The 10,063-nt window shown below is 69.5% G+C and carries 10 protein-coding genes and 1 pseudogene; 4 read left to right on the forward strand and 7 right to left on the reverse strand.

The window, feature by feature from the left end; genetic code table 11:
- The 5 genes from ACILRF_RS11440 to ACILRF_RS11460 form a co-directional block, all read right to left on the reverse strand.
- Window positions 1-404: exonuclease domain-containing protein (locus ACILRF_RS11440; RefSeq protein ID WP_395672970.1), on the reverse strand; the 404-nt coding region annotated here is incomplete at its 3' end.
- A gap of 78 nt (window positions 405-482) precedes the next feature.
- Window positions 483-1,070, reverse strand: coding sequence for a dephospho-CoA kinase (gene coaE, locus ACILRF_RS11445; RefSeq protein ID WP_395672972.1), 588 nt, complete (start codon window positions 1,068-1,070; stop codon window positions 483-485).
- The gene (gene aroE, locus ACILRF_RS11450) at window positions 1,067-1,924 is read right to left on the reverse strand and encodes a shikimate dehydrogenase (RefSeq protein WP_395672974.1); all 858 of its coding nucleotides are present in this window, start codon (window positions 1,922-1,924) and stop codon (window positions 1,067-1,069) included. The genes coaE and aroE overlap by 4 nt, the downstream gene beginning before the upstream one ends.
- Window positions 1,921-2,514, reverse strand: coding sequence for a Maf family protein (locus ACILRF_RS11455; RefSeq protein ID WP_395672976.1), 594 nt, complete (start codon window positions 2,512-2,514; stop codon window positions 1,921-1,923). The genes aroE and ACILRF_RS11455 overlap by 4 nt, the downstream gene beginning before the upstream one ends.
- The gene (locus ACILRF_RS11460; protein WP_395672978.1) at window positions 2,514-3,365 is read right to left on the reverse strand and encodes a pyruvate, water dikinase regulatory protein; all 852 of its coding nucleotides are present in this window, start codon (window positions 3,363-3,365) and stop codon (window positions 2,514-2,516) included. Before ACILRF_RS11460 ends, ACILRF_RS11455 begins: the two co-directional genes overlap by 1 nt.
- 509 nt (window positions 3,366-3,874) lie before the next feature.
- Between ACILRF_RS11460 and hemE the strand changes: the two genes are divergently transcribed.
- From hemE to rho, 4 genes and pseudogenes are all read left to right on the forward strand, one after another.
- Window positions 3,875-4,915: a uroporphyrinogen decarboxylase gene (gene hemE / locus ACILRF_RS11465; protein WP_395672980.1), complete on the forward strand. Its 1,041-nt coding sequence runs from the start codon at window positions 3,875-3,877 to the stop codon at window positions 4,913-4,915.
- A pseudogene (gene hemH, locus ACILRF_RS11470) lies at window positions 4,912-5,865 on the forward strand (ferrochelatase); the annotation flags it as partial. The gene hemE and the pseudogene hemH, both read left to right, overlap by 4 nt.
- A 2-nt stretch (window positions 5,866-5,867) precedes the next feature.
- Window positions 5,868-6,332, forward strand: coding sequence for a CopD family protein (locus ACILRF_RS11475; protein ID WP_395672982.1), 465 nt, complete (start codon window positions 5,868-5,870; stop codon window positions 6,330-6,332).
- 223 nt (window positions 6,333-6,555) lie between these two features.
- Window positions 6,556-7,983: a transcription termination factor Rho gene (rho, locus tag ACILRF_RS11480; protein WP_395672984.1), complete on the forward strand. Its 1,428-nt coding sequence runs from the start codon at window positions 6,556-6,558 to the stop codon at window positions 7,981-7,983.
- 301 nt (window positions 7,984-8,284) lie between these two features.
- Here rho and ACILRF_RS11485 read toward each other — a convergent pair whose 3' ends face one another.
- Together ACILRF_RS11485 and ACILRF_RS11490 are read right to left on the reverse strand one after the other, a co-directional pair.
- Window positions 8,285-9,256, reverse strand: a complete 972-nt coding sequence (locus ACILRF_RS11485) for a quinone oxidoreductase family protein (protein WP_395672986.1) — start codon at window positions 9,254-9,256, stop codon at window positions 8,285-8,287.
- Between the two features lie 12 nt (window positions 9,257-9,268).
- A complete protein-coding gene (locus ACILRF_RS11490) occupies window positions 9,269-9,967 on the reverse strand; it encodes a dienelactone hydrolase family protein (protein WP_395672988.1) in 699 nt (232 codons plus the stop codon).
- Window positions 9,968-10,063 lie beyond the last annotated feature (96 nt).

The following is a 10,063-nucleotide window of genomic DNA, read 5'->3' on the forward strand; positions in this document are numbered from 1 at the left end:
GAGTTGTGCATCCCCGGAAACCGCTGCTTGGCCAGCGCCAGGGTGTCGATCCAGCGGTGCTCGTGCAGATGCTCGCGGCTGCACAGCCCAAGCTCGTAGTTCACGAAATTGCGGTCGAAGCCGGCGTTGTGGGCGATGATCCGCGCGTCGCCGACGAAGTCGAGGAACTCGTCGACGATCTCCGGGTGCTCGAATCTCGGCTTGCCGCGCAGGAAGGCGCTCGACAGGCCATGCACCTTCTCGGCTTCCGGCGGCATGTCGCGGCAGGGATCGATGTAGCGATGGAAGCTGCGCCCGGTCGGCACGAACTCTTCGATCTCCAGACAGGCGATTTCCACCAGCCGGTCCCCGGTCAGGGGATCGAATCCGGTGGTTTCGGTGTCGAGGACGATCTCGCGAGCCATGAGCATTTCTTGGCCTGATTGGCGCCTCGCGATCAACCGCGCTTTCCGTCACTCCCTCCCCTCCCAAGGGAGAGAGCCTCACCCGCGCAGCTTGCGGACGACCTCCGCCACCTGCGCCCGGGCCGCCTCCAGCCCCGCGCCGGTCTCCACCACAAAGTCGGCGCGCGCCCGCTTCTCGGCGTCCGGCATCTGGCGGGCGAGGATGGCGTCGAGGCGCCCGGGCGTCATGCCCGGGCGGGCCAGCACTCGCGCCCGCTGGACCTCGGCCGGCGCGCTCGCCACCACCACCGCGTCCATCTCCGCATGGCCGCCGGTCTCGAACAGCAGCGGGACGTCGAGCACCGCCATCTCGGCGCCGGCCGCTTCGGCTTCGGCCAGGAACCGGTCGCGGGCGGCGCGGACCAGCGGATGGACGATGGCGTTCAGCCGGGTCAGCGCGGCTGCATCGTGCAGCACCTCGGCGCGCAAGGCCTCTCGGTCGATGCGCCCGTCGCGGAGCGCCGCGGGGAACGCCGCCCCCACCGGCCCGACCGCCGCGCCGCCGTGCTCATAGAGCTCGTGGACCACCGCGTCCGCATCGTGCACCGGGATCCCGAGGTCACGGAACATCGCCGCCGTCGTCGACTTGCCCATGCCGATGGAGCCGGTCAGGCCGATCAGCTTCACGGCCGCGGGCGCTCCAGCGCCGTCAGCGCCAGGCAGCGCACGTCCACCCCTTCCGGCGGGGCCGCGCCATAGAAGGCCTCGAACGACGGCGCCGCCTGGCGGACCAGCATTTCCAACCCGTCGACGGTCCGCCGGCCGAGCGCCTGCGCCTTGGCCAGCAGCGGCGTGACCAGCGGCTGATAGACCATGTCCATCACCACGGCGGTTTCCGGCGTCGCCTCCAGGGGCGCCTCGAAGGCGGCGCGTCCGGCGAGGCCGGCCGGCGTTGCATTGATTACCGCCGCCACGCCCTCGAACGCCGCCGCCGCCGCCTCCAGCGGGAAGGCCGCGCACGACCCGCCGACGTCGGCCGCCACCGTCTGCGCCTTCTCCAGCGTGCGGTTGACGATGCGCACCTCCGGCGCCCCGGCCGCGATCAGGGCCGCCGCCGCGCCGCGCGCCGCGCCGCCGGCCCCGAGCAGGGCGATTGGTCCAGCCTGGGGCTGGAACCCCGGGGCCTGGGCCGCCAGCGCCCCGAGCATCCCGAGGCCGTCGGTGTTGTCGGCGCGCACCCGCCCGTCGGGCTCGAACACCAGCAGATTGGCCGCCTGCGCCGCCCGCGCCCGGGCGCTGACCTCGTCGGCGAGGACGAGGGCCGTCTCCTTGAACGGGATGGTGACGTTCAGGCCGCGCACCGCCCCGCCGCGCAGGCCGTCGACGAAGCGCGCGAAGCCGTCCTCAGCCGGTGAGAAGGCGACATAGACCCCGTCGATCCCGGCCCCGGCCAGCCAGGCATTGTGGATCAGCGGGCTCAGGGAGTGCGTCACCGGGCTTCCCGCCACCCCGGCGACCACCGTGCGGCCGCTGATCGTCATGCCGACAGAACCTTGTGATTGCGCAGCAGGTCGAGCAGGCCGAGCAGCGGCAGCCCCAGGATCGCGAAATAGTCGCCCTCGATCCGCGAGAACAGCTGCGCGCCCGGTCCCTCCAGGCGGTAGCAGCCGACCGACCCCAGCGCCTCCTCGCCCTCGGCCTGCAGATAGGCCTCGAGGAAGGCGTCGGAGAAGTCGCGCATCGTCAGGGTCGCGGTGACCACCTCGCGCCAGATCGGCGCGCCGTCCTTGGCGACCACCACAGCCGAGTGCAGCTTGTGGGTCTTGCCGCGCAGGGCGACGAGCCGTCCGCGGGCTTCGTCCAGGCTCTCGGCCTTGTCGTAGAGCCGGCCGTCCAGTTCTAGCGTCTGGTCCGCGCCGATCACGAAGCCGCCTTGGCTGCGGGAGACGCGGATCGCCTTCAGCTCGGCGAGGGCGTCGGCGATGTCGCGCGGACCCGCGCCTTCGGCCAGCAGCCCGGCCTTGACCGCGTCCTCGTCGACGCCGGCCACCTTGACCTCGAACGGCACGCCGGCCCCGGTCAGCACGGCGCGCCGTGCGGCGCTTTTCGAGGCGAGGATGATCTGGTCCATCAGCCCAGCACCTCGACCTGGCCGTGGCCCTTGTGCAGCAGGTTCATCACCGCCGCCGCCGTCTCCTCGACCGAGCGCCGGGTCACATCGATCACCGGCCAGCCCTGCCGCTCATAGAGCCGCCGCGCCTGGACGATCTCGTCGCGCACCGTGTCGGTGTCGATGTAGGACGACTCGCGGTTCTCCTTCAGGGACAGCAGCCGGTTGCGGCGGATCTGGATCAGCCGGTCCGGCGCCACCGTCAGGCCGACGACGAGGGCGTTCTTCAGCTGGAACAACCGCTCCGGCAGCGGCCGGCCCGGCACCAGCGGCACGTTCGCCGCCCGCACGCCGCGGTGAGCCAGGTAGATGCAGGTCGGCGTCTTCGAGGTCCGCGACACCCCGACCAGCACCACGTCGGCTTGGTCGAGGTCCTGCCCGCCCTGGCCGTCGTCGTGGCCGATGGCGTAGTTCAGGGCGTCCATGCGGTTGAAATAGTCGTTGTCCAGCCGCAGGTGCGCGCCGACCCGCGTCGTCGTCGAGGCCCCCAGGTAGCGGCTCATCGCCGAGACCAGCGGGTCGAGGGCGGCGATGCACGGCATGTCCAGCCGCCGGCAGCCCTCCTCCAGCGCCTCGCGCAGGCCGGGATCGACGATGGTGTGCAGGACGACGCCCGGCGCCTCCTCGATGTCGCCCAGCGCTCGGTCGAGTTGCCGCTGCGAGCGGACCAGGGCGTAGATGTGTTCGATCGGCAGGATGTTGTCGAACCGGGCGCACACCGCCCGCGCCATGGCGTTCAACGTCTCCCCGGTCGAGTCCGACACCAGGTGGACGTGGAAGTAGGTGGCGAGGCGGGTCGGGCTGCTGGTCAAGGCTGTCTGCGTCAAAAGATAGTTGGGGACCTAATCTGTGGATGCAGTCTTAGCGGACGTCGGCCGGCTTGGGGATAGATCGCGAAATCGGGCCTCTGTCGGCCGCCGTCTGGAACAGCGTGCATGAAACCGCCCGTTTACGCCTCCTTAACCAACAGGAGCCGCCGACCACGTTCGGCGGGTCCGCCGGTTTTCGACAAGCCGGGTATGACCGCGGTCTGACGCCCCGTCATCCCGCCGGAGGTTAATGAAATCTTAAGGGCCAAAGGCGGCTTGGCGGCCGTCCCCGCAATCCACACCCGGTGGAGCGCCGGTCCGCGAGGCCCGTGGGCAGGTTGGGGAAAAGCGCCGGACGGTCACGCGCGCCGGGCAGTTGTCCACGTCCTCGACAGGCCCAATCGCCTTCTTCCTCAAAACTTCTTCGAATCTTTTTGGATTGAAGAGAGGAGGGCCGGACGCTTGAGGCTCGGCGGGCTTGAGCCTGAGCGGGGTTTCGGGTTCAAGGCGGCATGACGAGTTCGCACGGGGACCAGACCCCAAAGCTCCTTCGCGCCCTGGCCGGCGAGGCGTTCGACCATCCGCCGGTCTGGTTCATGCGTCAGGCCGGCCGCTCGCTGCCCGAGTACCGCGAGCTGCGCAGCCGGGCGAAGGACTTCATCGCCTTCTGCCACGACCCGGTGATGGCGGCGGAAGCCACCCTGCAGCCGATGCGTCGCTTCCCGCTCGACGCCGCTATCGTCTTCGCCGACATCCTGCTGATCCCCCGGGCGCTCGGCCAGGAGGTCTGGTTCGAGGCCGGCGAGGGCCCGCGCCTCGGCCCGCTGCCCGAGATCGCCGCCCTGGCCGACGAGATCGAGGCGTCGACCGGCCGCCTGGCCGACATCGGCGAGACTCTCAGTCGCGTCCGCGCCGAGCTCGAGCCCGACCGCGCCCTGATCGGCTTCGCCGGCGCGCCGTGGACCGTGGCCACCTACATGCTGGAGGGCCGCGGCTCCGACCGCACCCGGGCCCGCGCCTACGCCTACGCCCATCCCGAAAAGCTCGACGCCCTGCTCGACGTGCTCGTGGAGTCCACCGCCCGCTATCTGGTCATGCAGGCCAACAGCGGCGCCCAGGCGCTGAAGCTCTTCGAAAGCTGGGCCGAGGGCCTTTCCGAGGACGTGTTCGAGCGCATCGTCATCCGTCCGCACGCCGCCATCGTCGAGAAGGTCCGCGCCGCCGGCGTCACCGTCCCGTTCATCGGCTTCCCGCGCGGCGCCGGCGCCCAGGTTCTGAACTACGCTGAGGCGACGCCCGTCGAAGGCGTCGCCCTCGACACCCAGGCCACCGCCCAGCTCGGCCGCACCCTCCAGGCCCAGGGCAAGACCATCCAGGGCGCCCTCGACAACCTGCTGCTGCGCGAAGGCGGCGCCGCGCTCGACGCCCGCGTCGAACAGCTCCTCGAGCAATGGTCCGCCGGCCCGTGGATCTTCAACCTCGGCCACGGCGTCCTGCCCGACACCCCGATCGAACACATCGCCCGGGTGATCGCCCGCGTCACCGGTCGATGAAGCTCGCGGTCGTCCTGTTCAACCTCGGCGGCCCGGACAGCCCGGCCGCCGTCCGGCCATTCCTGTTCAACCTGTTCCGCGACCCCGCGATCATCGCCCTGCCGGCCATCGCCCGTTATCCGCTCGCCGCCCTGATCTCCCGGACCCGCGAGAAGACGGCCCAGGCCAACTACGCGATCATGGGCGGCCGCTCGCCGCTGCTCCCCGAGACCGAGGCCCAGGCCCGCGCGCTTCAGGCCAAGCTCGTCGTGCCTGGCGTCGAGGCCCACGTGTTCATCGCCATGCGCTACTGGACGCCGCTCGCCGCCGAGACCGCTCGGCAGGTCGCCGCCTTCGCGCCGGACGAGATCGTCCTGCTGCCGCTCTATCCGCAGTACTCGACGACCACGACCGCCAGCTCGGTCCGCGACTGGACCCGCGCCTACAAGGGCCCCGGCCGCACCCGCCTCGTCCGCGACTATCCGACAGAGCCCGGCCTGATCGCCGCCCACGTCGAGGCCATTCGTGAAACCTGGGCGGCGGCCGGCAGGCCGCCCGGCCTCCGCCTGCTGTTCTCCGCCCATGGCCTGCCGCAGAAGGTCGTCGACGCCGGCGACCCCTACCAGCAGCAGATCGAGGCGACCGCCGCCGCCATCGCCGCGCAGCTGCCGGAATTCGCCGACTGGACCGTCTGCTACCAGAGCCGCGTCGGCCCGCTGAAGTGGCTGGAGCCCTCCACCGACACCGAGATCCGCCGCGCCGGCGGCGAGGCCAGGGGCGTCTTGGTCTGCCCGATCGCCTTCGTCTCCGAACATGTCGAGACCCTGGTCGAGCTCGACCACGAATATGCCGAACTGGCGAAGGAGGCCGGCGCCCAGCCCTACCTGCGCGCCCCGACCCCCGGCGTCCGCGCCCCCTTCATCGACGCCCTCGCCCGGCTTACCCTGGCGGCGCTCGAAGAGGGGGAGGGCGCATGACCCTGAACTACGACCTGTTCCGCGGCCTGCACATCATCGCGGTCGTCGCCTGGATGGCCGGCATGCTCTACCTGCCGCGGCTCTACGCCTACCACACCGAAACCGCCCCGCCGGGCAGCGAGTTCGACGCCCACTTTCAGGTCTGGGAGCGCAAGCTCCTGCGCATCATCATCAACCCGGCGATGACCCTGACCTGGCTGGCCGGCCTGACCCTGATCTGGATCGACGCCACCCAGATCCGTGGGACCTGGACCTTCCTGGCCGAGCCCTGGATGCTGGTGAAGATCGCCGGCGTGCTCTTCCTCTCCGGTTGGCACGGCTTCCTGGCCGCCGCCCGTAAGAAGTTCGAGCGCGGCGAGCGTCCGAAATCGGCGAAGTTCTGGCGCATGACCAACGAAGTCCCCTTCATCGCCACCGTGATCATGGTCCTGGCCGTGACCCTGGAATTCGGGGCGCGGTAGCGGGCCGCGAGCGGCGGCTCCGCTTGACCCCGCCGCCCATCCATGTTTCCGCTAGCCGCACGCGTCGGCATTCCCGGCGCGCCCCGCCTTTTCTCCGGCTGCGTGCGCTCCGCCCGGCCGGCTCCCTGAGACGACACACATCGGCGCAGCAAGCTCTGCGCCTCTATCGAGACCAAGGCCCGTCCGGCGCTGAGCCGTCGTGCGGCCGCACATGAGCAGACCTATGCAAGACGAAAACATTCCCGAATCCGAGACCCCGGAAGCCGAAGCTCCCGCCGTTGAGGTCGCCCAGGCTGAGGGCGGGACCCCGGACGCCGTGGCGGAAGACGCCGCCGCCGAGCCCGAAGAGCCGTCCGAGCTCGCGGCCGCCATCGCCGCCATGGGCCTGACCCGCATGAGCCTGCAGGAGCTCAAGGACAAGTCGCCGACCGACCTGCTCTCGCTGGCCGAGACGCTGGAGATCGAGAACGCGAACTCCATGCGCAAGCAGGACATGATGTTCGGCATCCTGAAGACCCTCGCCGAGGAAGGCGTGGAGATCTCGGGGTCGGGCACGCTCGAGGTGGTCCAGGACGGCTTCGGCTTTCTGCGCAGCCCGGAAGCCAACTATCTGCCGGGCCCGGACGACATCTATGTCTCGCCCTCGCAGATCCGGAAGTTCGGCCTGCGCACCGGCGACTCGGTCAACGGCGGCATCCGCGCCCCGCGCGAGGGCGAGCGCTACTTCGCCCTCGTCACCGTCAACCAGATCAACTTCGAGCCGCCGGAAAACGTCCGGCACAAGGTGCTGTTCGACAACCTGACGCCGCTCTACCCCGATCAGCGGCTGAAGATGGAGATCGACGATCCGACCCTGAAGGACCGCTCCGGCCGGGTCATCGACATCGTCGCCCCGCTCGGCAAGGGTCAGCGCTGCCTGATCACCGCCCCGCCGCGGGTCGGCAAGACGGTGATGCTGCAGAACATCGCCAAGTCGATCGAGACCAACCATCCCGAGTGTTACCTGATCGTCCTCCTGATCGACGAGCGCCCGGAAGAAGTCACCGACATGCAGCGCACCGTAAAGGGCGAGGTGATCTCCTCGACCTTTGACGAGCCGGCCACGCGCCACGTGCAAGTCGCGGAAATGGTTATCGAAAAGGCCAAGCGCCTGGTCGAGCACAAGCGTGACGTGGTCATCCTGCTGGACTCGGTGACCCGCCTCGGCCGCGCCTACAACACCGTCGTGCCGTCGTCGGGCAAGGTGCTGACCGGCGGTGTCGACGCCAACGCCCTGCAGCGGCCCAAGCGCTTCTTCGGCGCCGCCCGCAATATCGAGGAAGGCGGCTCGCTGACCATCATCGCCACGGCGCTGATCGACACCGGCAGCCGGATGGACGAAGTCATCTTCGAAGAGTTCAAGGGCACCGGGAACTCGGAAATCGTCCTCGACCGCAAGGTTGCCGACAAGCGGATCTACCCGGCCATCGACGTGCTGAAGTCCGGCACGCGGAAGGAAGAGTTGATCACCGACAAGTCGAACCTGCAGAAGACCTACATCCTGCGCCGCATCCTCAACCCGATGGGCGCTCAGGACGCGATCGAGTTCCTGCTCGACAAGCTCCGGCAGTCGAAGAACAACGACGACTTCTTCCAGTCGATGAACACCTGACGCCCGTCAGGCCCGTCGACCACGCATCAGGCGCTCCGGTTCGCTGGAGCGCCTTTTTCGTGCCCGAAATTCTCTAGTGAATACAAAGTCTCGGAATAGAAATCGCCGCTGTGGCGAAATTAACGGTTACGACCGGGTCGGTGTGCCTGTCCCTGCGCGATACGAGACCCCTGTGTTTCACGTGAAACAGCCCCACGACCTCTCTTGCGGGGGAAAGGAGGGCGCCGGGTCTTCGACTCGTCTCCCCGAACGAGCGAAGAGAGGGAGAGGGAAAAAGCTCCAAGGGCGCCGGCCCTGTCCGTTACGGGACCAGCAATGTCGCCCCGACCGTCGCCCGACCTTCCAAGGCTCGGTGCGCTTCCGCCGCCTCGTCGAGACCGAATGTCTGGCCGACCTCGACCTTCACCCTTCCCGACGCCAGCATGGCGAACAGCGCCGCCGCGCTTTCGTCCAGCTCCTCGGTCGTAGCGATGTAGTCGAACAGCGTCGGCCGGGTGAGGAACAGCGACCCGCCCCGCGCCAGCCGCAGCACCTCGAACGGCGGAACCGCTCCCGAAGCATTGCCGAAGCTGACGAACGTCCCCCGTCGGGCCAGGCTCTTCAAGGTGCCCTCGAAAGTGTCCTGGCCGACCGCGTCATAGGCGACCTCGACCCCGCGTCCCTGGGTGATCCGGCGCACCTCGGCGGCGAAATCGGTGTCGCGATAGAGGATGACGTGGTCGGCGCCGAGCGCCCGCGCCCGCGCCGCCTTGTCTTCCGACCCCGCCGTGGCGATCACCGTCGCGCCGATCGCCTTGGCCCACTGGACCAGGATCTGCCCGACTCCGCCGGCCGCCGCGTGGACCAACGCCGTCTCGCCGGCCTTCAGCGGATAACAGCGCCGCAGCAGGAACTCCGCCGTCATGCCTTTCAGCAAGGCCGCGGCCGCCAGGCGCGCGTCGATCCCCGGCGGCGGCTTGACCGCCCGGTCGGCGGCGACCACCGCAGCCTCGGCATAGGCGCCGGGCGGCCCGCCGGCATAGGCGGCGAGGTCGCCGGCCTGGAACCGGGTCACCCCTTCGCCGACCGCTTCGACGACGCCCGCCGCTTCCGATCCGAGGCCGGAAGGGAGGGCGACGGGATAGAGCCCCGAGCGGTGATAGGTGTCGATGAAGTTGAGCCCGATGGCCTGATGGCGGATCAGGATCTGGCCGGGTCCCGGCGTCGGAGTCGGCAGGTCGACCAGCTGCAGGACCTCAGGCCCGCCGGTGGTCTCGAAACGGATGGCGCGCATGTCGCGGCCCCGTCAGGCCAGGTGCTGGCGCAGGAAGGCCAACGACCGCTCGCCCGCCGTCCGCGCGGCCTCGGCGTCCCAGTGTTCGCCGCCCATGCGCGCGAAGGCGTGGTTCTGGCCCTCATAGGTGTGGATGGTGATCTGCGGATGGTCGGCCAGGGTCTTGCGGATCCGGTCCTGGGCCTCGGGCGGCACGAACTTGTCCTCGCTGGCGATGTGCAGCATCAGCGGCCGGGTGACCGCCTTGGCCTCCTCGAGACGGTCCTGGATGCCGACCCCGTAGTAGGAGACGCTGGCGTCGGCGTTGGTTCGCGTCGCCGTCAGATAGGCCAGCAGCCCGCCGAGGCAGAAGCCCACCGCCCCGACCTTGCCGGCGCAGTCCGGCCGCGAGCGTACGGCATCGATGGTCGCGGCGATGTCGGCCATGCCGGCCTCGACGTCGAAGGCGCCGAACAGCTCGAACGCCCGCTTCATCTCGCCTTCGGTCTGGTCGGTGATGTCGATGCCGGGCTCGATCCGCCAGAACAGGTCCGGGCACACCGCCAGGAAGCCCTGGCCCGCCAGCCCGTCGGTGATCTCGCGCATCACTTGGTTCACGCCGAAGATCTCCTGGATCACCACCACGGCGGGCCACGGTCCGTCGCCGGCCGGCTTCGCCACATAGGCTTCGAAGGATCCGTCACCGACGGTGATGTTCATGCGTTCGGCCATTGTGAGGTTTCCGATCTTCCGAAGTGCGTTTTCCAAGTCCCGACAGCTTCGGCTACTAGCGCGGCGCCCTGTCGCAGGGCCATAACTTTCGCCACC

Origin of the sequence: Phenylobacterium sp. (assembly GCF_044236515.1) — a bacterium.
Classification (GTDB): domain Bacteria; phylum Pseudomonadota; class Alphaproteobacteria; order Caulobacterales; family Caulobacteraceae; genus Phenylobacterium.

Bases quoted from the DNA above. Each gene is read 5' to 3' on its own strand.
- aroE (WP_395672974.1), bottom strand. From the start codon at position 1,924: ATGACGATCAGCGGCCGCACGGTGGTCGCCGGGGTGGCGGGAAGCCCG.
- hemE (WP_395672980.1), top strand. From the start codon at position 3,875: ATGACGAGTTCGCACGGGGACCAGACCCCAAAGCTCCTTCGCGCCCTG.
- rho (WP_395672984.1), top strand. From the start codon at position 6,556: ATGCAAGACGAAAACATTCCCGAATCCGAGACCCCGGAAGCCGAAGCT.
- ACILRF_RS11490 (WP_395672988.1), bottom strand. From the start codon at position 9,967: ATGGCCGAACGCATGAACATCACCGTCGGTGACGGATCCTTCGAAGCC.
- ACILRF_RS11485 (WP_395672986.1), bottom strand. From the start codon at position 9,256: ATGCGCGCCATCCGTTTCGAGACCACCGGCGGGCCTGAGGTCCTGCAG.
- ACILRF_RS11475 (WP_395672982.1), top strand. From the start codon at position 5,868: ATGACCCTGAACTACGACCTGTTCCGCGGCCTGCACATCATCGCGGTC.
- ACILRF_RS11455 (WP_395672976.1), bottom strand. From the start codon at position 2,514: ATGGACCAGATCATCCTCGCCTCGAAAAGCGCCGCACGGCGCGCCGTG.